This is a genomic window from Roseicella frigidaeris (genome assembly GCF_003258945.1).
Classification (GTDB): domain Bacteria; phylum Pseudomonadota; class Alphaproteobacteria; order Acetobacterales; family Acetobacteraceae; genus Paracraurococcus; species Paracraurococcus frigidaeris.
This window is the reverse complement of the sequence record NZ_QLIX01000013.1, coordinates 1-23,030: the sequence shown is the minus strand read 5'-3', so window position 1 is coordinate 23,030 and position 23,030 is coordinate 1. Positions and strand designations below refer to the sequence as shown.

The window sequence follows — 23,030 nt, the reverse complement described above, 5'->3', positions numbered from 1 at the left end:
GCCTGGCAAACGCGCCCGACGCGCGGGAGGCCACGGGAGACGGTTGCCCAGTATACATGACTTGTTATACAACCTGTGATTAATAAACTTGCGCAGTGGACGCCTTTTGCGTGCGCTCCCTGCCCTTGCCTCGCAGGATGCACGTCTCTTGCAGTTGACCTCCGCCCGCGTCGCGCTCAGCTTTGCCCTGGCGACGGTCTTCGCCTGGCTGTTCCTCCTCATCTGGCGGCGCGACAGAACCCAGCCGGCCCTGGCCTGGTGGGGTGCCGCGCATCTCGCCTGGGCGCTGTCGATGCCGGTCTTCGCGTTGCGCGGGCTGGTGCCGGACTGGATCCCGATCCTGCTCGGCAACGCCGCCATCTGCTTCGGCTACGGCCTGCTCTGGGGCGGCACGCGGCGCTTCTCCGGCCTCGACGTGCAGGCGCCGGGCCTGCTGGCCGGCGCGGCGGCCTGGGGCGCCGGCTGCCTGCTGCCCGGCTTCCTCACCTCGCTGCCCGAGCGAGTCGCCCTGGGCTCGGCGATCATCACCCTCTACAGCCTGGCGAACGCGCAGGCCTTCCGCCAGGGCATACGGCGGCATCCGCTGCCCTCGCACCGCGCGGCGATCGGCGTGCTGGTCGCGCACGGCGTCACCTATGCGGCGCGCGCCGGATTGGCCTTCGTGCTTCCCTTCCAGACCCATGGCGGCGAGGCACCGGCGGCGATGTGGGACGACCTCATCGCCATCATCGGCGTCGCCCTGCTCGCCAGCCATGCGGTGCTGCTCGTCGCCCTGGCCGGGGAGCGGAGCGCCCTGGCGGCCGAGGCCGTGCTGACCCGGGCGCGCGACACCGCGACCGCCGCGAGCCGGGAGAAATCCCGCTTCCTCGCCCGTATGAGCCATGAACTGCGCACCCCGCTCAACGGCGTCTTCGGCATGGCGCAGGTTCTGGCGCGAGACGCGGCGCTCTCGGCCCGCCAGCGCGAACAGGCGGAGACACTCGAACAGGCGGGGCGGCACCTGCTGGCCATCGTCAACGACGTGCTCGACCTCACCCGCATCGAGGCCGGCCGCATCGAGCTCGCGCCGCGGCCGGTGCCGCTGCGGGTCCTGCTGCGGGAGGCGCTGGACATGGTCCGCGGCGCCGCCGCGGAGAAGCGGATCGACCTCGTGCCGGACCTGGCGCCTGACCTGCCGGAGACGGTGCTCGCCGATCCGGTGCGGCTGCGGCAGATCCTGCTGAACCTGCTGGGCAATGCCGTGAAATTCACGCCGGCAGGCGGCGCCGTGACCCTCGAGGCGCGCTGCCGGCCGGAGGGCGGGCTGAGCCTCGCCGTCCTCGACACCGGCGCGGGGGTCCCGGCCGAGATGCGGGACAGCCTCTTCATGGAGTTCGCCCAGTCGCGGCAGGAGAGCGAGGCCGGGCGCGGCACCGGCCTCGGCCTCGCCATCAGCGCCGCGCTGGCGCGTGCCATGGGCGGCCGGCTGGACTATGGCCCGGGGCCGGAGGAGCGCGGCAGCCGCTTCACCGCCAGCCTGCCCCTGCCCGCCGCCGCGCCGGCCGCGCCGGCCGCGCCGGCTGCCCCGGCCCCGCCGGCCCTGTCGCCGCGTGCCGCGCTGCGCATCCTCGTCGTCGACGATGCCACGGCCAACCGGCGGATCGCCCGCGCCCTGCTGGAGCAGGATGGCCATGCGGTGCTGGAGGCGGCGGATGGCGCCAAGGCCATCGCCATGCTGCGGGCCGGGGCGCAGCCCGACCTGGTGCTGATGGATATCGGCATGCCCGGGCTGGATGGCTACGCGACCACGGGGCTGATCCGCGCCCTGCCGGGGCGGCTGGGCCGCGTGCCGGTCGTCGCGCTCACCGCCTATGCCATGCCGGAGGACAGCGCGGCCATCCGCGCGGCGGGCATGGACGGGCACCTGACGAAGCCGATCGACCGCGCGGTGCTGCGGGCGGAGCTGGCGCGGCTGGTCCCGGCCGCCGCAGGGGAGGGCACGGCGGCCGGCCCGGGACGCGGCGGGCCAATCCAGGCGAGCGGGCCGGCCCGGCTCGACTGGCATGGGGCATGCTAGCCTCGCGGCGTCTCATCGCGGGAGTCGACTCATGCCCAAGCCCTTCCACCTCGGCTGGTTCCTCCAGGGATCCTCGGTGCAGGCCTGGGGCGAGCCCTGGACGGGTGCGATCGGCCGCGACTGGCGGGTGCCCGACCTGTTCTGCGACATGGCCCGCTCGCTCGAGCGCGCCTGCTTCGACTACATCCTGATCGAGGACAGCTCCTATGTCGGCGAGAGCTTCGGCGGCTCGACCGAGATCTACCTGAAGCACGGCCTCGCCGTGCCGCGGCAGGACCCCGCCATCACCGCGACGCTGATGGCGGCCGCGACGCAGCGCATCGGCATCGTGCCGACCTTCGCGACCTTCACCCACCCGCCCTATCTGCTGGCGCGGATGATCGCCTCGCTCGACCAGGCGAGCTCGGGGCGGATCGGCTGGAACATGGTGACCGGCAGCTCCGACGTCGCGGCGCGGAATTACGGGCTGGACCGGCTGCCGGAGCACGACCTGCGCTACGACATGGCCGACGAGTACATGCAGGCGGTCAACGGCCTCTGGGATAGCTGGGAGCCGGGCGCGATCCTCGCCGACGAGGCGAGCGGCGTGCTGGTCGACCACACCAAGGTGCATGCGGTGGATTTCGAGGGTCGCTGGTACCGCACCCATGGGCCGCTGAACTCCGGCCCCTGCCCGCAGGGGCGGCCGGTGATCGCCCAAGCCGGCGGCAGCCCGCGCGGCCGGCAATTCGCCGCCCGGCATGCCGATACCATCGTCGCCAGCATCAAGGGCACCGGCGCGATGAAGGCCTATCGCGACGATGTCCGCGCCCGCGCTGCCGCCGCCGGGCGCAACCCGGACCATGTGAAGGTGCTCTACCTGGTCAATCCCTGCCTCGGCGAGACGGCGGCGGAGGCCGCCGCGCGCCTCGACGCCCGCAAGCAGCGGGCGGAGCGGCAGGTGCCGCAGCTTCTCGCCTTCTTCGGCAAGATCACCAACATCGACTTCTCCCGCTTCGACCTCGATGCGCCGGTCGATTCGCTCGACCTCCGCACCAACGGGCACCAGCAGTCGCTCGACGACTTCAAGCGCGTCGCCGGGAAGAAGAGCCTGCGCGAGGCGATGCTGAGCTATCGCGGCAGCAGCGGCTCGGTCGAGCTGGTCGGCACGCCGGACACCGTGGCCGGGCAGATGGCCGAGGCGATGGAGGAGGTGGGCGGCGACGGCTTCCTGATCTCCATGGGCGATGTCAGCCGCCGCACCATCGCCGAGGTGGCGGACGGCCTGGTGCCGGCGCTGCAGCGCCGCGGCCTGGCCCGGCGCGCCTATGGCCACGCGCAGTTCCGCGACAACCTGCTGGAGTTCTGAGCGCCGTCACGGCATCGACGCCTCGAGCAGCCGGGCGCTGCGCAGGCCGATGATTCCGGCCGCCGCCAGCATGACCAGGCCGGCGGCCAGGCGCATCGGGCCTTGCCGCCGCGCCACGGCCCCGAGCACGCGCCCGCGCGCCATGGCGGCCAGCGCGGCATAGGTGGCATAGACCGCGGCCGCCGCGCCGATATAGGCGCCGCCGAGGACGAGGCTCTGCGGCAGGTGCGGATGCGCTGGATCGAGGAAGCCGGCCGCGGCCGAGACGGCGAAGGAGAGCGAGAGCGGGTTGCCGAGCGTCATGACGAAGCCGCCGGCGACCACCCCGATCCGGCTCTCCGGCCAGCGTGGCGCGGCGCCTCCCACCGCTGCCGCGCCGGCGCGATCGAGGCCGCGCCGCAGCAGGCGCAGCCCGAGCAGCAGCAACACCGCCGCCGCCGCACCCTGCCCCGCCGCGAGCAGCGCCGGCGAGGCCATCAGCGCCGCGCCGGCCGTGAGGCTGAGGGAGATCGTGACGCAGTGGCCGAGGATCAGCCCCGCCATCGCCGCGCCTGCGAGGCGTGCGCCCCCGAGCAGCGCACTGGCCAGGACATGCGCGACGGCCGGTCCCGGCGTCGCCATGACGGCGAGGGAGAGGAAGAGGAACTCGGCGACGCCCTGCGGCATGGCTGCGCCCCACGCTTCGGCCCCAGGCCACTAGCCCCGCGGCGTGCCCTCGCGCTGTGCGCCACCGTATGCCGCCCGCGGCCCGGTCCCCTGGCCGATCCGGGGCGGTGGAGGCGCGGCGCCGGGCTTGCCGTCGTCGCCGGCCCCGGCCATGACGGAGGCAGGACCCGGAGGAAACGGCCATGGCCCCGCGCATCCTGATGATGGACAACCCGTTGAGCGCGATGGATCTCGCGCGCGAGCTGGCGCCGCCCGAGATGGAGATGGTGGTGGCGCCGCTCGGCAGCCCGGAATTCGAGAAGGCCCTGCCGGAGGCCGATTTCCTGGTCGGCTTCGGCAGCCGCGCCATCGATGCCGGCCTCTACCGCCGGGCGTCGCGGCTGAAGCTGCTGCAGCTCCTCTCCGCCGGCTACGACACCATCGACATCGAGGCGGCGCGGCAGGCCGGCATCCCGGTCTGCAACAACGGCGGCGCCAATTCCACCGCCGTGGCCGAGCACGCGATCCTGCTCATGCTCGCCGCCTGCCGCCGCCTGGTCTGGCAGCACCAGAGCGTCGCCGCCGGGCGCTGGCGCGGCAACGACCTGGCCGGGACGAAGCTCTACGAGCTGCGCGACAAGACGCTCGGCATCGTCGGGCTGGGCGCGATCGGCAAGAAGGTGGCGCGGCTGGCCAACGCCTTCGGCATGGACGTGCAGTATTACGACATCCGCCGCGTCTCGGAGGCCGAGGAGGACGCGCTCGCGGTCCGCTTCCGCCTGCTCGGCGAGATCCTGGCGAATGCCGACATCGTCTCCCTGCACGTGCCGCTGACCCCGGCGACGCGGCACATGATCGGCGCCGCCGAGCTCGCCCGCATGAAGCCGACCGCCTATCTCATCAACACCTGCCGCGGCCCGGTGGTGGACGAGCCGGCGCTGGCCGCCGCGCTCGCCGAGGGCCGCATCGCCGGCGCCGGGCTCGACGTCTTCGACCAGGAGCCGCCGCCGGCCGACAACCCGCTCTTCCGGCTGAACAACGTGGTGCTGACGCCGCATTTCGCGGGCCCGACCTGGGACAACCAGCAGGCCCGCTTCCGCAACGCCTTCGACAATTGCCAGCGCGTCGCCCGCGGCGAGCGGCCGCTCTGGGTCATCCCCGAACTGGCCGGCTAGGGCACTTCCCCTGAACACCAGTTCAGGGGAAGTGCCCTAGGCTATTGTTTTCAGAGCATCTTCACCCGATCAGGTGAGTCCACCTGATCGGGATCTGCTCTAGGGCATTTCCCGTAAACCCGGGCGAACGGATCGTGGCCCAGGCGCCGTCGCCCGGACATCGCGGGCGGGCGCCTGGCCGGTTTGCCACAGTTGCCCCGGTCCCGCCCCAATTCGGCCGCATTTCCTTTGCGCGCCCAAGCGTCTCTGTATAGGTATTCCCTTAGTTTCTCAACTTTAAGGGGAATACCCGCCTTGGCCAGCGATCGCGCGGACCGCTCCCGCCACGGCGCGCTGCGCAGCACCCTCCACCTCGCCCGCAGCTGGTACGGGTCCGGCGAGCGGCGCCTGGCCTGGGGGCTGACCGCCCTGGTCATCCTTTGCACCCTGGCGCAGATCGCCACCGCCCTCGGCCTCAATGCCTGGAACGGCGCCTTCTTCTCGGCGCTCGAGCGGCGCGACCAGTCGGGCCTGGCCTGGCAGGCCTGGCTCTTTCCCCTGCTCGCCCTGCTGACCATGGCGCTCGCCGTCGCGCAGCTCTGGGCGCGGCAGATCCTCGCCCTCTCCTGGCGGCGCTGGCTGGTCGAGCACCTGCAGGGGCGCTGGGTGCGCGACGGGCGCAACTACCACATGGCGCTGCTGCCCGAGGCCGCCGACAACCCCGACCAGCGCATCAGCGAGAACACCCGCTGGGCCACCGCCGTCTCGGTCGAGCTCGGCACCAGCCTGTTCTATGCCGCGGTCAACCTCGTCACCTTCGTCGGGCTGCTCTGGTCCCTCTCCACCGCCATCCCGCCCGCCGGCCTGGCGCTGCCGGGCGGCATGCTCGGCATCGCCCTGCTCTACGCGGCCGGCGGCACGCTGCTCACCTGGCTGGTCGGCCGGCCGCTGATCGGCATCCATATCGACCGCAACCAGGCGGAATCCGAGCACCGCTTCGCCCTGATCCGGCAGCGCGAGCAGGCCGAGGCGGTGGCCATGCTGGGCGGCGGCGCCGACGAGGCGCGGCGCCTCGACCAGGCCTTCGCCCGGGTGGTCGGCGTGATGCAGCGCATGCTGCGCCAGGAGCGGCAGCTGATGTGGATCGCCTCCGGCTACGGCATGGTCGCCGCCACCCTGCCGCTGCTGCTGGCGAGCCCGAGCTACTTCGCGGGCGCGATCGGCCTCGGCACGCTGGTCCAGCTCGGCCAGGCCTTCGCCGAGGTGGTGCGCGCCCTCTCCTGGCTGCAGGAGCACTGGCCGCAGGTGGCCGACTGGCGCAGCCATATGGAGCGCCTCATGGCGCTGGAGGACAGCCTGGAGGCGGCGGGCCGGCTGGCCGGCAAGGGCGGCATCGCGATCGAGGAGGACGCCGGGCTGCTCGCCCTCGATGCGCTGACCCTGCGCAGCCCCGCCGGCCGGGTGCTGCTGGAGGAGGCCGAGGCCGAGATCCGCCCCGGCGAGCGCGTGCTGATCCAGGGCGGCAGCGGCTGTGGCAAGAGCGCGCTGTTCCGCGCCGCGGCCGGGCTCTGGCCCTGGGGCGAGGGGCGCATCCGCCGGCCGGCGCGGGCGGAGATGCTGCTGCTGCCGCAGCGTCCCTACCTGCCGCTCGGCCCGTTGCGGGCGGCGGTCTGCTACCCCGCGCCGCCGGACCGCTTCGGCGATGCGGCGATCGCCGCCGCCCTGACGCGCTGCGGCCTGGCCGGGCTGGCGAGCCGGCTCGACGAGGCGGGGCGCTGGGACCGTAGCCTCTCGCTCGGCGAGCAGCAGCGCCTCGGCTTCGCCCGGCTGCTGCTGCACCGGCCGCGCTGGGCGCTGCTCGACGAGGCGACCTCGGCGCTCGACGAGATCGCCGAGGCCGGGCTGATGCGGCTCTTCGAGCAGGAGCTGGCGGGGGTGGGGCTGGTCTCGACCGGCGACCGGCCCGGCCTGCTCCGCTGGCACGACCGGGTGCTGCGGCTCGAGGGCGGCCGGCTGGTCGGCGCCAGCCCCGCCGCGCTGCCGCCCCTGCCCGCCCCGGGCCGGCTGCGGGTGGCGCATGCGCATGCGCTGCCGGAGCAGCGGCCGGCGCCGCGGCCCGACCGCGCCGCGCTGCCAGCCCGGGCGCAGGCGCTCTGAGGCAACCGCCCGGCCTGCGCGGTCAGGCCGGGCGGATCATGCCGGCCGGGACACATCCCGCCTGGCAGCCGGCATTGCCGGCCGAGCGCCCGAACCGGGCCCGCCGGTTCAGAGATCGACCTTCCCGGTATGCAGCTTCATGCGCATGTGGTCGGGCACCTCCTGCCCGGCATCGGTGAAGGCCTTGCGCAGCGCGCCCATGCTCGGGCCGAAGATGCCGGTGCGGTTGTCGCTGCACCATTCGCGGCTCTGCGCCGGCATGGTGAGCGAGCCCTGGAAGCGCGGCATGACCCAGCGGGCGAAGAGCTCGTAGCTGCGCAGCGTGTCCTCGCGGTTCGCCCATTCATGCGCCCGGAACAGCACGCCGCCGCAGCCGCCCTCGGTGTATTCGAGCAGGCGCTCGATGCCCTTGATCAGCGTGTCGGGCGAGCCGACCAGCGTCGTGCCGGCCTTCAGCCCGTCGCCGAGCGGGTCCTCCGAGCGCATCGGCGGCCGGCCCAGCGTCTCGCTGAAATAGCTGAGCGTCTCGATCCGCTCGCCGCGGGCGACGTCGCGGAAGGCGCGCTCGTCCTCCTCGGCGCAATGCATGTTGACGACGAGGCGCCAGCCGTCGCGCGGCATGGTCTTGCCGTGCTTCGCCGCCTCCGCCTCGCCCTGCCGCCAGTAATCGGCGAGCTTGGCGTTGCCGCCCGGCAGGCCGGCGCCGAGGGAGAGCAGGCCGAGCCCGTACTTGCCCGCCGCCAGCACGCCCGAGGGGGTGGTGGCGGAGGCGACGGCGATCTGGAAGCGCGGGTTGCTGTAGGGGGCGAGGTGCAGCCGCGCCTCCTTCAGCTCGAACCAGTCGGTCTTCATGGTGACCGGCTCCTCGCAGGCGAGCAGCCGGGTGATGGCGTCGAGGCTCTCATCCATCATCCGCCGCTGGTCCTCGGCCTTGATGCCCATCATGTAGGCATCCGAGACCAGGGCGCCGGGGCCGGCCCCCATCATCACCCGGCCGCGGGTCATGTGGTCGAGCTGGACGAAGCGCTGCGCCACCAGCAGCGGGTGGTGGTAGGGCAGCGAGGTCACGCCCGTGCCGAGCATGATGTGGCGCGTCCGCTCGGCGGCGGCGGCGATGAAGATCTCGGGGCTGGCGATGATCTCCCAGCCGGCGGAATGGTGCTCGCCGATCCAGGCCTCGTCGAAGCCGAGATGGTCGAGCCACTGGATCAGCTCCATGTCGCGCGTCAGCGACAGCGTCGGGTTGTCCCCGACCCGGTGGAAGGGGGCGAGGAAGATGCCGAACCGCAAGCCGCGATGGGCCATGAAGGGATGCCTTTCCTGGGTGTGACGATGGTTCCGTCCGCAGGCTAGGGACTGGACCGGCCGATGGTCAACCGACCGACCGCCGCCTCACCGCGCCGGGCGGTCCGCCACCCGCAGCGCCGCCGAGGCGCCGTTCAGCCGGATGCGCGGCCCCGCCTCCGTGAGCTGCCCATCCTCGGCGACCCGGAACACCGAGATGTCCTTGTCCACCATGTTGCCGACGAAGAGCGTGCGGCCATCCGGCGCGAAGGCGACGCCCTGCGCCCAGTTGCCGACCTTCGCCTTGGAGACCGCCGCCAGCCGGCCATTCTCCACCCGCAGCAGCCGCACCAGCCCGGGCCCGGCGAAGGGCGAGCCGGGCGGCTTGTTGGAGCCGTTCATCACCGTCACCGCCAGATGCTTCCCATCCGGGCTGGCGGTGATGCCCTCGGGCGTCTGGCCGACGCTGATGGTGTCCACCACCCGGAAGGGCTCCTGCGTCAGGTCGATGAGGCTGACCGTATCGGCATCGCCGGTGCCGCGGCCGATATTCGCCACCGCCGCCCAGCGCCCGTCCGGCCCGACGGTGACCGCATAGGGCCGGACGCCGGCGGTGATCTCGCGGTCGAGCTTGATGACCTTGTCGCCCTCGATCTGCAGCAGGTTCAGCATGTGGTCGCCGTAGCGCGTCACCAGCGCGAAGCGCCCATCCGGCGTGAAGGCGACATGGCTGACCTCGGAGGAAACCGGGCCGATATCGACCTTGCCGGCGGGCACCACCTGGCTGCCGTTGATGCGGTAGACGCTGACCGAGCCCTCGGCGCGGTTGGCGACCAGGGCCAGCGTGCCGGCGCGGTTGATGGAGATGCCGGCGGGGGCGGCGCCGGTGGGCAGCGTCGCGGCGATGCGCGGCGGCGTCGCGGCCAGGTCGATCACCGCCATGGTGTTGCCGGGGATGAGCTTGCCGGGCTCGGCCGGGTCGGGGCGCTGGTTGGCGGTGACCAGGGCGAGCTTCTCGTTCGGCGTGACGGCGACGGAGGTGGGCGGGCCGATGACGCTGGCCGGCACCGGGATCTCGGCCCGCAGCGCCGGCGGGCTGACCGAGAGGTCGAGGATCGAGAGCGTGTCGGGCTGCGGCTCCCGCAGCACCTTCATGGCGCCGTTCTCAAGCGTCACCTTGTTGTCGTTGGAGGAGAGGAGGAGCTGGGCGCCGGCCGGTCCGGCGGCGCAGGGGGCGAGGGCCAGCGCGGCCAGGCCGGCGAGCAGCAGACGTGTCATGCGGCGTGGCCCTCTGATATGCCCGGCCGCGAGTGTCGGGCCGGGCGGCCGGGGTGTCCAGCCGGCCCGGCCTCGCATCGGCCCGCATTGCGCGCCGCCGCCGTCCGGCGCAGAGAATGGGCATGATCGGCATCGATTGGGGCACCACCGCCTTCCGCGCCTATCGCCTCGATCCGCGGGGCGGCGTGCTGGACCGGATCGAGCGCGAGGGCGGCATCCTCACCGTCCCGCCCGGCGGCTTCCCGGCCGCGCTGCGCGAGGCCATCGGCCCCTGGCTCGCCGAGGGCGAGCGGCGGGTGCTGCTCTGCGGCATGGTCGGCAGCCGCCAGGGCTGGCAGGAGGCGCCCTACCTCCCCTGCCCCGCCGGGCCGGCCGAGATCGCCGCCGCGGTGGTGCCGCTGCCCTTCGAGGGCGCCGCCTGCCGCCTCGTCCCCGGCCTCACCACGCGCGACGCGGCCGGCGTGCCGGATGTGATGCGGGGCGAGGAGACCAAGCTGCTCGGCCTGCTCGCCGCGCTGCCGCCGGGCGCCGCGGCGCTCGCCTGCCTGCCCGGCACCCACAGCAAATGGGCCCGGCTGGAGGGCGGACGCATCGCCGGCTTCGCCACCCAGATGACCGGCGAGACCCGCGCCGTGCTGCTGCAGCACAGCATCCTCGGCCGCCTCGCCGGGCCCGGCCCCGGCTCGGACACGGCCTTCCGCCGCGGGGTGCGCCGCGCCGGCGAGCCGGGCGGGCTGCTGCACCACCTCTTCGGCACGCGCGCCCTCGGCCTCGCCGGCGAGCTCGCCGCGGCGGAGACGGCGAGCTACCTCTCCGGCCTGCTGATCGGCCATGAGCTGCATGCGGTTCTGGCGGAGGGGCAGCCGGCGGGGCCGATCCACCTCGCCGGCAGCGAGGCGCTCTGCCACGCCTATGCCCTCGCCTTCGCCGAGCACGGGCTGGCGCATCGCCGGCATGCCGAGGACATCGTGGCGCGCGGCCTCGCCCTGATCGCGGAGATGATCGCATGGCCCTGACGCTCGCCGAATGGCTCGCCCCCTGCCCGCTCGTCGCCATCCTGCGCGGCCTGACGCCGGAGGAGGCGATCCCGGTCGGGGAGGCGCTGGTCGGCGCCGGGCTGCGGGTGCTGGAGGTGCCGCTGAACTCGCCGGAGCCGATCGAGAGCATCCGCCGCCTGGCGACGCATCTCGGCGACCGGGCGCTGGTCGGGGCCGGGACGGTGATGACGCCGGCGCAGGTCGAGGCGGTCGCCGGCGCGGGCGGGCGGCTGATGGTCACGCCGCATGCCGACCCGGCCCTGGTGCGGGCGGCCAAGGCGGCGGGGCTGCTCGCCGCGCCCGGCTTCTTCACCCCGGCCGAGGCCTTCTCGCTGCTCGCCGCCGGGGCGGATGCGCTGAAGCTCTTCCCGGCCGAGGCGGCCTCGCCCGCGGTGTTGCGGGCCCTGCGGGCGGTGCTGCCGCCGGGGACGCTGGTGCTGCCGGTGGGCGGCATGGCGGCCGACACCATCGGCCCCTGGCGGGCGGCCGGGGCGGGCGGCTTCGGGATCGGGTCCTCGCTCTACAAGCCGGGCGATGCCGCCGCCCTGGTCGGCGAGCGCGCCAGGGCGCTGGTCGAGACCCTGCACGGGGGGTGACGCGCCGGGCCGGGCACGCCCTCGGTTGACCCCGGCCCGGCCGCGGGGCAAGTCTCCGCGCGCCACCACGGGAGGAAAGCCGCCATGGCCGAGGCCTATATCTGCGACGCCGTCCGCACTCCGATCGGCCGCTATGCCGGCGGCCTCGCCCCGGTCCGCGCCGACGACCTCGGCGCCCTGCCGCTGAAGGCGCTGCAGGCGCGCAATCCGGGCGTCGACTGGCAGGCGGTGGAGGACGTGATCTTCGGCTGCGCCAACCAGGCCGGCGAGGACAACCGCAACGTCGCCCGCATGGCGCTGCTGCTGGCCGGCCTTCCGGACAGCATCCCCGGCAGCACGGTGAACCGGCTCTGCGGCTCCGGCATGGATGCGGTCGGCATCGCCGCCCGCGCCATCAAGGCGGGCGAGTGCGAGCTGATGCTCGCCGGCGGCGTCGAGAGCATGACCCGCGCGCCCTATGTCCAGGGCAAGCAGGCCGAGGCCTTCGGCCGGGCGCCCGAGATCTACGACACCACGATCGGCTGGCGCTTCGTCAATCCGAAGATGAAGGCGCAATACGGCGTCGATTCCATGCCGGAGACGGCCGAGAACGTGGCGCAGGAGTTCCAGGTCTCGCGCGCCGACCAGGACGCCTTCGCCTGGCGCTCGCAGCAGCGCGCCGGCCGCGCCCAGGCCAGCGGCCGCTTCGCGCAGGAGATCGTCGCCGTCGAGATCCCGCGCCGGAAGGGCGAGCCGCTGCGCGTCGAGAAGGACGAGCATCCGCGGCCCGAGACGACGCTGGAGGCGCTGGCGAAGCTCCCCACCCCCTTCCGCAAAGAAGGCGGCAGCGTCACCGCCGGCAATGCCAGCGGCGTCAATGACGGCGCCTGCGCCATCATCGTCGCCAGCGAGGCGGCGGTGAAGAAATACGGGCTGACGCCGCGCGCCCGGATGGTCGCCGCGGCGACCGCGGGCGTCGCGCCGCGCATCATGGGCTTCGGCCCGGCGCCGGCGACGCGCCGGGTGCTGGCCAAGGCCGGGCTCTCGCTCGGGGAGATCGACGTCATCGAGCTGAACGAGGCCTTCGCCGCCCAGGCGCTGGCGGTGACGCGCGACCTCGGCCTGCCGGACGACGCCGAGCATGTGAACCCGAATGGCGGCGCCATCGCCCTCGGCCATCCGCTCGGCATGTCGGGCGCCCGGCTGGTGCAGACCTCGGTGCAGGAGCTGCAGAACCGCGGCGCCCGCTACGCCCTGGCCACCATGTGCATCGGCGTCGGCCAGGGCATCGCCATGGTGCTCGAGCGGGTCTGATCCCGAGCGCAGGACGGTGTCACCGTCCTGCGCCTTTGCCTGGCTGCGCGGCGTCGCGCCATTTGGCGCGCCTGACGGCGCGACCCGCGGCGCCCCTTCGGGCGCTCGGCCCAGCAGGCCACAGGCCGGACCCTCGTGCGCCTGGTATGACCCGTCGCGAAGCGCGGGCGGCGAGGCCCGCCGCCCGCGCCGCTGCCCTCCTTCCGCTCCCTTCCTTTCGCTCCCTTCCTTTCGCTCCCTTGGCCCGGAGGCCCGCCATGTTCTGCGAGATCGGCGATATCTGCGTCCATGCCGCAGTGGAGGGGCCGGCGACGGCGCCACCGGTGCTGCTGCTGCACTCCCTCGGCACCAGCCTCGCCATGTGGGAGCCGCAGGCGGCGGCGCTGGCCGGGCGCTTCCGCGTCATCCGCATGGACATGCGCGGCCATGGGCTGACCGAGGCGCCGCCCGGTCCCTACGGCATGGCGATGCTGGCGCGCGATGCGCTCGCCCTGCTCGACAGCCTCGGCATCGCGGCGGCGCATGTCGGCGGCGTCTCCATCGGCGGGCGCATCGCCTTGCAGATGGCGGCGATGGCGCCGGAGCGGGTGCTCTCGCTCCTGGCCTGCGACACCGCCCTCGAATTCGGCCCGCCCGAGACCTGGCAGCAGCGGATCGACGCCGTGGCCGCGGGCGGCATGCGCGCGGTCGCCGATGCGGTGATGGAGCGCTGGGTCTGCGACCGCTCCCTCGCCTCCTCGAAGGGGCTGCGGCGGATGCTGCTCGCCACCGATCCGGCGGGCTATGCCGGCTGCGGCGCGGCGCTGCGCGACTGCCGCGCATCCGAGGTCATGGGCCGCATCGCCTGCCCGACCACCGTCATCGTCGGCGAGCGCGACGCCTCCACCCCGCTCGCCGCCGCCGAGGCGGTGCAGGCGGCGATCCCGGGCAGCCATCTCGTCACCATCGCCGAGGCGGCGCATATCCCGAACCTCGAGCGCGCGGCGGCGATGACCCGCGCCGTGCTCGGGCATCTGGAGCGCGTCACCGCCCCGGCCGGGGATGCCGCCGAGGCCGGGATGGCGATGCGCCGGCGCATCCTGGGCGAGGCGCATGTGGCACGCTCCGAGGCGGCGCTGACGCCGCTCGACGCGCCCTTCCGCGACTTCATCCTGCAGGGCGTCTGGGGCCGGGTCTGGACCCGGCCGGGCCTCTCGGTCCGCGACCGCAGCCTGCTCTGCCTCGGCATCCTCGCCGCCCTGCACCACCATGAGGAATTCCGCCTGCATGTGCGGGCGACGCAGAACACCGGGGTGACGCCGGAGGAGATCGCCGAGGTGCTGCTGCAGCTCGCCGCCTATGGCGGGGTGCCGAGCGCCAACACCGCGCTCCGCATCGCCAAGGAAACGTTGAAAGAGATGGAAGGCTGAGCCCGATGCCCGTGAACCCGGCCGACAGCCCCGTCCTCGGCGCCCTCTACGGCACGGATGCCATGCGCGCCGCGATGGGCGAGCGCGCCTTCCTCGCCGGCATGCTGGCGGTGGAGGCGGCGCTGGCCCGCGCCCAGGCGCGGCTCGGCATCGTGCCGGCGACGGCCGCCGAGGCGATCACCGCCGCCGCCGATGTCGACCGGCTCGACCTGCCGGCCCTGGCCGCGGCGACGCGCAACACCGGCTATCCGGTGGTCGGGCTGGTGCGCCAGCTCAGCGCCCTGGCCGGGCCCGAGGCCGGGCGCTGGACGCATTGGGGCGCCACCACGCAGGACATCATGGACACTGGCGTGGTGCTGCAGGTGCGCGACGGGCTCGGCCTGATCGAGGCCGAGCTGGAGGCGGTGATCGCCGGCCTCGCCCGCCTCGCCCGCGATCACCGCGACACGGTCATGGCCGGCCGCACCCACCTCCAGCACTCCCTGCCGGTGACCTTCGGCTACAAGGCCGCCGTCTGGCTCTCGCCGCTGCTGACCATGCGCGAGCGGCTGGCGCAGCTCCGCCCGCGGGTCGAGCGGCTGCAATTCGGCGGCGCCGCCGGCACCCTCGCCTCGCTCGGCGAGCAGGGCCTCGCGGTGCAGGCGGCGCTGGCGGAGGAGCTCGGCCTCGCCGTGCCGGACATCCCCTGGCATGTCGCGCGGGACGGGCTGGCCGAGGCCGTGTCCTTCCTCGGCCTGCTCACCGGCGCCCTCTCGAAGCTCGCCACCGACGTGATCCTGCTGATGCAGACCGAGGTGGCCGAGGTGGCCGAGCCGCACCAGGCGGGCCGCGGCGGCTCCTCCACCATGCCGCAGAAGCGCAACCCCATCTCCTGCGAGTACGTCATCGCCCAGGCGCGCGGCGTCCAGGCGCTGGTGCCGCAGATGCTGGCCGCCATGGCGCAGGACCAGGAACGCGGCACCGGCCCCTGGCAGGCCGAGCCGCTGGCGGTGGGCCAGGCCTTCCTGCTGGCGCATGGCGCGCTGGCCTGCGCGCGGGTGATCGCCGAGGGGCTCGTGGTCGATCCCGCCCGGATGCGGCGCAACCTGGAGAGCACCGGCGGCCTCATCATGGCCGAGGCGGTGATGATGGGCCTGGCCCCGGTGATGGGCCGCGGCGAGGCGCATCACGTGGTGAACCATGCCTGCGACCTGGCCCTGGCCGAGGGCGTGCCGCTGGCCGAGGCGCTGCTGCGCGACCCGCAGGTGGCGGGCAAGCTGCCGCGCGAGCAGGTGGAGCGGCTGACCGATCCGGCCGGCTATCTGGGCGCGGCCGGGGCCTTCGTGGACCGGGTGCTGGCAAGGGTGTAGGCGCGGGCTCCAGCGGTGCTACAGCAGGGAGGAAAGCCCAGGGGATTTCCCCCTGCCCGGAAGGACCCGCGATGAGGGACGTGCATCTCGTCCGCCACCCCCTGGTGCAGCACAAGCTCACCCTGATGCGGGAGGCGGAGCGGACCACCAAGGGCTTCCGGCAGCTGCTCAACGAGATCGGCATGCTGCTGGCCTATGAGGTCACGCGCGACCTGCCGCTCGAGGATGTCGAGATCGAGACGCCGCTGACGACCATGAAGGCGCCGAAGCTGGCCGGGAAGAAGCTGGTCTTCGCGCCGATCCTCCGCGCCGGCATGGGCTTCGTCGACGGCATGCTGGAGCTGGTGCCCTCCGCCCGCGTCGCCCATATCGGCCTCTACCGCGACCCGAAGACGTTGCAGGCGGTGGAATACTACTTCAAGGCGCCGCCCGATGTGGCGGAACGGCTGGTCATCGTCCTCGACCCGATGCTCGCCACTGCCAACAGCGCCGTCGCCGCGGTGGACCGGCTGAAGGAGCGCGGCTGCAAGGAGCTGCGGCTGGTCTGCCTGCTGGCCGCGCCGGAAGGGGTGGAGCGCTTCCACGGCGCGCATCCCGAGGTGCCGATCTGGACCGCGGCGATCGACAGCCATCTCGATTCGCATGGCTACATCGTCCCCGGCCTCGGCGATGCCGGTGACCGGATGTTCGGCACCCGGTAGCCCTCCGGGCGCCTATCGCCCCCGGATTCACGCTCAATGGAGGAGGAAACCATGGCCTATACGCAAATCGCGGTGGAGCGGCGCGGCCCCGTCGCCTGGCTGTCCCACAACCGGCCGGAGATGCGCAACGCCGAGAGCAGCGTGCTGCTCGACGAGCTCGACGCGGCGCTGCGCGAGGCGAGCGCCGACGACGCCGTCCGCGTCATCGTCATCGCCGGCAAGGGCGACCACTTCTCCGCCGGCCACGACCTGAAGGAGGGCCAGGCCCGCCGCCAGGCCTTCACCGTCGAGGAGCGCTGGGCCTATGAGGAGCGGCGCTACCTGGAATACTCGCTGCGGATCTGGGACTGCCCGAAGCCGACCATCGCCGCCGTGCAGGGCGCCTGCATCGCGGGCGGCTTCATGGTGGCCAATATGTGCGACATGATCGTCGCCGCCGAGGACGCCTTCTTCGCCGACCCGGTCTGCAAGACCCTCGCCGCCTCGGCAGTGGAGGTGCTGATGCATCCCTATGTGATGGGGCTGCGGGCGGCCAAGGAGTTCCTCTTCACCGGCCGCCGGATGGATGCGGCCGAGGCGCACCGGCTCGGCATGGTGAACCGCGTGGTGCCGCGCGCGACGCTGGAGGAGGCGACGCAGGCGCTGGCCGAGGACATCGCCAGCGCCCCGCCCTTCGCCATCAGGCTCACCAAGCGCTCGCTGAACCGCGCCGCCGACATGCAGGGCTTCCGGGATGCCATCAACGCGCATTTCGACACGCATCAGCTGGCGCATGTGACGGAGGAGTTCCGCAAGACCCGCGAGGCGGGGCTTGCCGCCGCCATCGCCCGGGGCAAGGCGCAGACGGCGGCGTGATCCGGTGGCCGGCGGCGATGCCGGCCCCCTCAGCCGCCCGGCGGGCGGGCCCGGAAGCGGTCGAGCGCCGCCCGGTCGATCTCGATGCCGAGGCCCGGCCCCTGCGGAATCGCCACCACGCCGCCGACCGGCTCGATCGGCGTCCGCAGGATCGCCTGGCGGATCGGGTGCTCGGTGCGGTCGAACTCGAAGACCGGCTCGGCCGGCGCCAGCGAGGCCGGCGTATGCGTCGGCAGCACCGCCATGAGTTGCAGCGAGGCGGCGAGGCCGATGCCGGTGCCCCAGACATGCGGGTTGTACCGGATGCCGAAGGCGGCGGCCATGTCGGCGATCTTCTTGCACTCCGATAGCCCGCCGGCGGCGCAGGTATCGGGCTGGATGATGTCCATGGCGCGCGAGGCCAGCACCTCGCGGAAGCCGAGCCGGGTGAACTCGCACTCCCCGCCCGCGATCGGGATCGGCAGCGCCGCCCGCACCGCGCGGTAGCCGTCGAGATCCTCCGGCGGCACCGGCTCCTCGAACCAGCCGATCCCGAGCGGCGCGATCCGCCGACCGAGCGCGATCGCCGCGACCGCGTCATAGGCATGGTTGGCATCGACCATCAGCCCGACCTCCGGGCCGATGGCCTCGCGCACCGCCTGCGTGGCGGCGGCATCCTCGGGCACGCCGAAGCCGACCTTCAGCTTCACCGCATGGAAGCCCTCGGCCGCGTAGCCGGCCGCCTCCTCGGCGAGATAGGTGAGCGGGTCGCCCTCCCGCCGCCGGTAGAGGCCGGTCGCGTAAGCACGCACCTCGTTGCGCAGCGGCCCGCCCATCAGCCGGTGCACCGGCACGCCGAAATGCTTGCCCTTGAGGTCCCAGAGGGCGATGTCGATGCCGCTCAGCCCCTCGATCACCACGCCCTTCTGGCCGTGGTCGCGCAGCCGGGCATAGATCTCCTGCCAGATCCATTCGGTGCGCAGCGCGTCCTCGCCGATCAGCCAGGGCGCGACGCTGCGCACCATCGCCTCGGTCATCCAGGCCGGGCCGTAGCATTCGCCCCAGCCGGTGAGGCCGCACCGCGTCTCGATCTCGACCAGCATCGCCATCCGCGTGCCGTACCAGGCACGGGAATAGGCGAAGGGCGCGGCGAGCGGCGCCTCCAGCACATGCGTGCGGATGCTGGCGATGCGCATGGATCCCTCCGACCGTCCTTGCCGGCGAGCTTACGGCTGCGGCGCGCGGAGGGAAGCCCGCCGGCCTTGCGGGATGGCCTCAATCCTCCAGGTGCTTGTCGATCTCCTTCAGGTCGTCGGCGCTGAGGCGGAGGTCGTAGCGCTTGCCATCGGCGGTATAGGCGTCGTCGACCTCCCAGGTCTTGCCGCCATCCTCGCGCTCGATCTCCTTCCACCGGACATAGCCGCGCTGCTGCAGCACGCCCTCGATCCGCTTGCGCTCGGCGGCGGTGGGCGCGTCGTTCTCGACGCGGCGCCGCTCCTGCGCCTGCGCGACGGACAGGGTGGCGACCGTGGCGAAACCGAGCACGGCCAGGCGGAACGCGGCGCGGCGGCAAAGGATGTGGGACATGCGACATGGCCTCCTGTTGCGGAGCGGATCGACGGCTCCGGCAATCCCGACGGCCATAGAACGTCCGAGCGGGATCGTCGCTCCATGCCGCGGGCAGGGCAGCCCTGCGCGGTCACAGTCCTGTGTCCGGCGGCGGACCGAAGCGCCTGCGGCCGGGGCGGGCGGCCTGCCCTCCCCCGCCCTGCCCTCCCCCGTCCCGGCAGGCCCGTCGGATCAGCCCTTCTTCACGCCCCAGAAGACCGGGAAGCCGCGCGAGACGCCGGTGACGTTGGTGCGGTAGGCGGTCGGCTGGATGTACTGGCCGAGCGGGACGCTCGGGACCACCTGCATCGCCCGCACCTGCAGGTCGCGGCAGATCGCCTGCTGCGCGGCGAGATCGGGGGCGTCGAACCAGGCATTGCGCAGATCCTCGAGCTTCTGGTCGACGCACCAGCCCGGCCAGGCGGAGGGGTCGTCGCCATTGCCGCGCATGGCGTAGTGGTTGGAGGGGTCCATGTGGTCCGCTCCCTCCCAGCCGGTGCTGAAGCAGGACCAGCCGCCCTGGTCGAGCGGCCCCTTGTTGCTGCGCCGTTGCAGCATGGTGCCCCAGTCGGTGGCGACGAAATCGACATTGATGCCGATCCTCGCCATGGCATCGGCCGCGACCTCGCCGATCGCCTTGAACTGGGCGTAGTCGGTGGCGACCAGCATGGCGACCTTCTGGCCGGCATAGCCGGCCTGCTTCAGGAGCTGCTTCGCCTTGTCGTAGTTCCGCGGCCCCTTCAGCGGCTCCAGCCCCGCCTCGCTCGCCATCGGGGTGTCCGGGCAGAAGACGCCGTGCGGGACGTGGTACATGGCGGGATCGTCGCCGACGATCGCCTGCATGAAATCGGTCTGGCTGAAGGCGTAGAGCAGCGCCTGGCGTCCCTCCGGCTTGTCGAAGGGCGGCTGCAGCGTGTTGAGGCGCATCATGTTGACCGCGCCGGTCGGGTTGATCACCTCGACCTTGATCTTGCGGTCCTTGGCCAGCAGCGGCAGCAGGTCATGCGTCGGGTTCTCCCACCAATCCTGCTCGCCCTGCTGCAGCGCCGCCACCTTGGTCGCGGCGTCGGGGATGGTGGTCCATTCGACGCGGTCGAAATGCACGACCTTCGGCCCGGCCAGCCAGTCCGCCTTGCCATTGGCACGCGGCACGTATTTGTCGAATTTCACGTAGACGTTGCGCGAGCCCGGGATGCGCTCGGCGGCCAGGAAGCGGAAGGGGCCGCTGCCGATGATCTCGGGGATCAGCTTGAAGGGATCGGTGTTGGCCAGCCGCTCCGGCATCATCGCCGGCATGGGCGAGCTGACCTTGCCGAGGGCGGCCGGCAGCAGCGGAAAGGGCTTGTTGAGGCGGAAGACGATGCGCCGGTCATCGGTGGCCGAAAGCTCGTCGGTCGCCAGCATCAGCGCGCCGCCGAGCGCATCGCGCTTCGCCCAGCGGCGGATGGAGGCAACGCAGTCGCGCGCCGTCACCGGGGTGCCGTCATGCCAGAACAGCGCCTCCCGCAGGGTCAGCGTCCAGCGCCTGCCATCCGCCTCGACGACATGGCCCTCGACCATCTGCGGCTGCGGCTGGAATTGGCTGTCCATGCCGTAGAGCGTGTCGAAGACCATCTGCGAATGGCCGCGGGTGACATAGGCGAGCGAGCCATGCGGGTCGATGACCGAAAGATCGATCTGCGGGATGAAGCGCATGAGCCGCGCGCCCTGCGCCAGGGCGAGGCGCGGGGCGGCGATGCCGATGGCGGCCGCGGCCAGGACGCCGCGGCGGGTGATCGGGGGCATGGTTTGGGTCACGTCGCTCTCCTTCGGGCGGCGGACCGGCGGTCTCCTCAGCGGCGGCAAGGCTAGCCGGCCGCCGCGGCGGCGTCACCTCCCCCACCCGCCGCCTCTCATCGCACCGCGAACAGCCGGTCGGTGAACGCGCGCAGCGCCGGCAGGACCGTCTCCGGCGCCTCCAGCAGCGGATCATGGCCGATGCCGGGCAGCAGCATCACCTGCACCGGCCCGGCGGCCTGCCGCGCCAGCAGCTCGAGCTGCGCCGGGCTGCCATAGGGATCGGCCTCGCCCTGGATGGCGAGCACCGGGACGCGCAGGCCGGCGATATCCGGCCGCAGGTCGAAGAAGGCCGGGAAGTCGGGATGCAGCCAGGTGTCGCACCAGCCATGGAAGGCGATGTCGGGATGCCGGTGATGGCGGGCGAGCCGGGCGCGGAGATCCCCTTGCTCGTAGCGGGCGCGGGTCTCGGCGACGGCGGCGAGGCCCGCGGCCTCGGTGAAGAAATGCGGCGCCAGCACCGCGATGCCGCGCCGGCGCGGGTCCTCGACCGTGCCGCCATGGATGGCGGCGATGGAGCCGCCATCCGAATGCCCGACCAGCACGCCCTGCTGCAGCCCGATCGCCTCCAGCACGCGCGGCAGCACCGATTGCGCCTCCTGCCGCAGATAGTCGAAGGGGCGGGGCAGCCGCACCGGGTCCGAACGGCCATAGCCGAGGCGGGACCAGGCGAAGACGCCGCAGCCGGTCGCCGCCGCGAGGCGCGCCGGGATGTCGCGCCAGAGGCCGAGGCTGCCGAGGCCCTGATGCAGCAGCACGAGGGTCGGCGCCGCCGCCGCGGCCGGGCCCCACCAGCCTGTCTCCAGCCGGCCTTCCGCCAGCAGGATCTCGCCCGCGACCATGCCGTCCTGCATCGCCGATCTCCCCGCGCGCAGGATAGGGCGGCCGCGGCCGGCCCGGCCAGGGGTGGCCCGGCTAGGGGTGGCCCGGCCCTCCCCGCTCCTCCCCTGGCCGCGGCCGTGCCATGCTGCGCCAACAGCAAGACCCGGAGGCCCAGACGCCATGAATGTCGCCCTCGATCCGGCCGCCGCCGCCGACGCGCCCGACTGGTCGCGCTATGCCGAGGCCGCCCTCCTCGAGACCTTCGCCGATGCCACGCTGGTGGCCGGGGCGCGGACGCCCTTCGTCGACTACAACGGCGCCCTCGCCCTGGTCTCGCCGACCGATCTCGGCATCCATGCCGCGCGGGCGGCGATCGCGCGGGCCGGGATCGACCCGGCGCGGATCGGGGTGACCATCGCCGGCAACTGCACCCAGGCGAGTTTCGACAGCCTCTTCTTCGCCCGCCATATCGGCCTCTATGCCGGGATGCCGGATGACCGGCCGGCGCATGGGGTGCAGCGGCTCTGCACCACCGGCTTCGAGGCGATCGCCCAGGGGGCGCGGGCGACCAGCGCCGGCCAGGTGGAGGCGGCGCTCTGCGTCGGCACGGAGAGCATGAGCCGCGCCCCGGTCGCCTCCTACACCTCGCGCGGCGGCTTCGGGCTGGGCCAGGTGGAGTTCAAGGATTTCCTCTGGGAGGCGCTGTTCGACACCGGCTGCGACCTTCCTATGGGCCGGACGGCGGAAAACCTGTCGCGCCTGCACAAGGTGAGCCGCGAGGAGACGGATGCCTATGCGGCGGAGAGCTTCGCCCGGGCGCTCGCCGCGCAGCAGGCCGGCCGCCTGGCCGAGGAGATCGCGCCGGTCACCGAGCAGGTCTTCGAGGGCAAGGGGCTGAAGCCACGCCGCCTCGCCCTGCCCCGCAAGCTCGCCGAGGTCGCCGTGGACACGCATGTGCGGCCGACGCCGCTCGAGGCGCTGGCGCGGCTGAAGCCGGTCTTCGGCGGCGTGCAGACGGGCGGCAACAGCAGCGCCATCGTCGATGGCGCGGCGGCGGTGGTGGTGACGACGCGGGCGGCCGCGGCCTCGCTCGGCGGCGGCGCGGCGCCGCTCGGCCGGGTGGTGGCGGCCTGCGCCGCCGGCGTGCCGGCGGAGGTGATGGGCATCGGCCCGGTGCCGGCGACGATCGCGCTGCTGCGGCGGCTCGGTCTCGGGATCGGGGATATCGACCTGTTCGAGATCAACGAGGCCTTCGGGGCGCAGGCGGAGGCGGTGCGACGCGCGCTCGGCATCGACCGGGCTCGGTTCAACGTGAATGGCGGCGCCATCGCCTTCGGCCATCCGCTGGCCGCGACGGGCGTGCGCTGCGTGCTCTCGGTGATGATGGAGTTGCGGCGGCGCGGGCTGAAGCGCGGCATCGCCGGCGCCTGCGCGGGCGGCGGCCAGGGCATGGCGGTGCTGGTGGAGGTCGCCTGAACGCAAGGAAGCCCGCCGGTAGGGCGGGCTTCTTCATCTGGATTTGGATGCGGGGACAGGATTTGAACCTGTGACCTTCAGGTTATGAGCCTGACGAGCTACCGGGCTGCTCCACCCCGCGTGGGTGGTGTGTGTGGGTGTGTGGAT

Annotated in this window: 19 protein-coding genes and 1 tRNA gene; 12 read left to right on the top strand and 8 right to left on the bottom strand. The window is 73.2% G+C overall.

Annotation, left to right across the window (positions count from 1 at the left end; all coding sequences use genetic code 11):
* Positions 1-148 precede the first annotated feature (148 nt).
* Complete coding sequence (locus DOO78_RS16445; protein WP_128080073.1) at positions 149-2,056, top strand: ATP-binding protein; 1,908 nt, start codon at positions 149-151, stop codon at positions 2,054-2,056.
* A 31-nt stretch (positions 2,057-2,087) separates the two neighbouring features.
* Complete coding sequence (locus tag DOO78_RS16440; protein ID WP_111470953.1) at positions 2,088-3,404, top strand: NtaA/DmoA family FMN-dependent monooxygenase; 1,317 nt, start codon at positions 2,088-2,090, stop codon at positions 3,402-3,404.
* Between the two features lie 6 nt (positions 3,405-3,410).
* On the opposite strand, the gene DOO78_RS16435 is transcribed toward DOO78_RS16440, so the two are convergent.
* Positions 3,411-4,070, bottom strand: coding sequence for a LysE family transporter (locus DOO78_RS16435; protein ID WP_111470952.1), 660 nt, complete (start codon positions 4,068-4,070; stop codon positions 3,411-3,413).
* Positions 4,071-4,252: 182 nt separating this feature from the next.
* Here DOO78_RS16435 and DOO78_RS16430 point away from each other — a divergent pair, with 182 nt between their 5' ends.
* Both DOO78_RS16430 and DOO78_RS16425 read left to right on the top strand, forming a co-directional pair.
* Positions 4,253-5,224 (top strand): 2-hydroxyacid dehydrogenase, encoded by a 972-nt coding sequence (locus DOO78_RS16430; protein WP_207802940.1) that lies wholly within the window; start codon positions 4,253-4,255, stop codon positions 5,222-5,224.
* 294 nt (positions 5,225-5,518) lie between these two features.
* Entirely contained in the window at positions 5,519-7,360 is a 1,842-nt protein-coding gene (locus DOO78_RS16425; RefSeq protein ID WP_128080072.1) for an ABC transporter ATP-binding protein/permease, read from the top strand.
* A gap of 108 nt (positions 7,361-7,468) precedes the next feature.
* On the opposite strand, the gene DOO78_RS16420 is transcribed toward DOO78_RS16425, so the two are convergent.
* Both DOO78_RS16420 and DOO78_RS16415 read right to left on the bottom strand, forming a co-directional pair.
* Positions 7,469-8,665 carry an LLM class flavin-dependent oxidoreductase gene (locus DOO78_RS16420; RefSeq protein ID WP_111470950.1) on the bottom strand — a complete coding sequence of 399 codons (1,197 nt, stop codon included), beginning with the start codon at positions 8,663-8,665 and terminating at the stop codon, positions 7,469-7,471.
* 87 nt (positions 8,666-8,752) lie between these two features.
* The gene (locus tag DOO78_RS16415; RefSeq protein WP_111470949.1) at positions 8,753-9,922 is read right to left on the bottom strand and encodes a lactonase family protein; all 1,170 of its coding nucleotides are present in this window, start codon (positions 9,920-9,922) and stop codon (positions 8,753-8,755) included.
* 122 nt (positions 9,923-10,044) lie between these two features.
* On the opposite strand from DOO78_RS16415, the gene DOO78_RS16410 reads away from it, so the two are divergent.
* The 7 genes from DOO78_RS16410 (at position 10,045) to DOO78_RS16380 (ending at position 17,162) form a co-directional block, all read left to right on the top strand.
* Positions 10,045-10,938, top strand: a complete 894-nt coding sequence (locus DOO78_RS16410; protein WP_111471048.1) for a 2-dehydro-3-deoxygalactonokinase — start codon at positions 10,045-10,047, stop codon at positions 10,936-10,938.
* Positions 10,929-11,555 (top strand): 2-dehydro-3-deoxy-6-phosphogalactonate aldolase, encoded by a 627-nt coding sequence (locus tag DOO78_RS16405; RefSeq protein WP_111470948.1) that lies wholly within the window; start codon positions 10,929-10,931, stop codon positions 11,553-11,555. The genes DOO78_RS16410 and DOO78_RS16405 overlap by 10 nt, the downstream gene beginning before the upstream one ends.
* Before the next feature lie 84 nt (positions 11,556-11,639).
* Positions 11,640-12,848, top strand: a complete 1,209-nt coding sequence (gene pcaF, locus DOO78_RS16400; protein WP_111470947.1) for a 3-oxoadipyl-CoA thiolase — start codon at positions 11,640-11,642, stop codon at positions 12,846-12,848.
* A 257-nt stretch (positions 12,849-13,105) separates the two neighbouring features.
* Positions 13,106-14,257: a bifunctional 3-oxoadipate enol-lactonase/4-carboxymuconolactone decarboxylase PcaDC gene (gene pcaDC / locus DOO78_RS16395; protein ID WP_111470946.1), complete on the top strand. Its 1,152-nt coding sequence runs from the start codon at positions 13,106-13,108 to the stop codon at positions 14,255-14,257.
* Positions 14,258-14,262: 5 nt separating this feature from the next.
* On the top strand, positions 14,263-15,606 hold the full coding sequence (gene pcaB / locus DOO78_RS16390; protein WP_111470945.1) for a 3-carboxy-cis,cis-muconate cycloisomerase: 1,344 nt from the start codon (positions 14,263-14,265) through the stop codon (positions 15,604-15,606).
* Positions 15,607-15,677: 71 nt separating this feature from the next.
* On the top strand, positions 15,678-16,307 hold the full coding sequence (gene upp / locus DOO78_RS16385; RefSeq protein WP_111470944.1) for a uracil phosphoribosyltransferase: 630 nt from the start codon (positions 15,678-15,680) through the stop codon (positions 16,305-16,307).
* Between the two features lie 51 nt (positions 16,308-16,358).
* A complete protein-coding gene (locus tag DOO78_RS16380; protein ID WP_111471047.1) occupies positions 16,359-17,162 on the top strand; it encodes an enoyl-CoA hydratase in 804 nt (267 codons plus the stop codon).
* Between the two features lie 29 nt (positions 17,163-17,191).
* Here DOO78_RS16380 and DOO78_RS16375 read toward each other — a convergent pair whose 3' ends face one another.
* The 4 genes from DOO78_RS16375 to DOO78_RS16360 all read right to left on the bottom strand — a co-directional run bounded on the left by DOO78_RS16375 (position 17,192) and on the right by DOO78_RS16360 (position 21,439).
* Complete coding sequence (locus tag DOO78_RS16375; protein WP_111470943.1) at positions 17,192-18,337, bottom strand: mandelate racemase/muconate lactonizing enzyme family protein; 1,146 nt, start codon at positions 18,335-18,337, stop codon at positions 17,192-17,194.
* A gap of 79 nt (positions 18,338-18,416) precedes the next feature.
* Positions 18,417-18,728, bottom strand: coding sequence for a PepSY domain-containing protein (locus DOO78_RS16370; RefSeq protein WP_111470942.1), 312 nt, complete (start codon positions 18,726-18,728; stop codon positions 18,417-18,419).
* A 213-nt stretch (positions 18,729-18,941) separates the two neighbouring features.
* Positions 18,942-20,534 carry an ABC transporter substrate-binding protein gene (locus DOO78_RS16365; RefSeq protein WP_111470941.1) on the bottom strand — a complete coding sequence of 531 codons (1,593 nt, stop codon included), beginning with the start codon at positions 20,532-20,534 and terminating at the stop codon, positions 18,942-18,944.
* Between the two features lie 107 nt (positions 20,535-20,641).
* Entirely contained in the window at positions 20,642-21,439 is a 798-nt protein-coding gene (locus DOO78_RS16360) for an alpha/beta fold hydrolase (protein WP_207802939.1), read from the bottom strand.
* Between the two features lie 148 nt (positions 21,440-21,587).
* Between DOO78_RS16360 and DOO78_RS16355 the strand changes: the two genes are divergently transcribed.
* A complete protein-coding gene (locus DOO78_RS16355; RefSeq protein WP_111470940.1) occupies positions 21,588-22,883 on the top strand; it encodes a thiolase family protein in 1,296 nt (431 codons plus the stop codon).
* A gap of 44 nt (positions 22,884-22,927) precedes the next feature.
* Here the strand turns inward: DOO78_RS16355 and DOO78_RS16350 are convergent.
* Positions 22,928-23,004, bottom strand: a tRNA-Met gene (locus tag DOO78_RS16350).
* Positions 23,005-23,030: the final 26 nt, after the last annotated feature.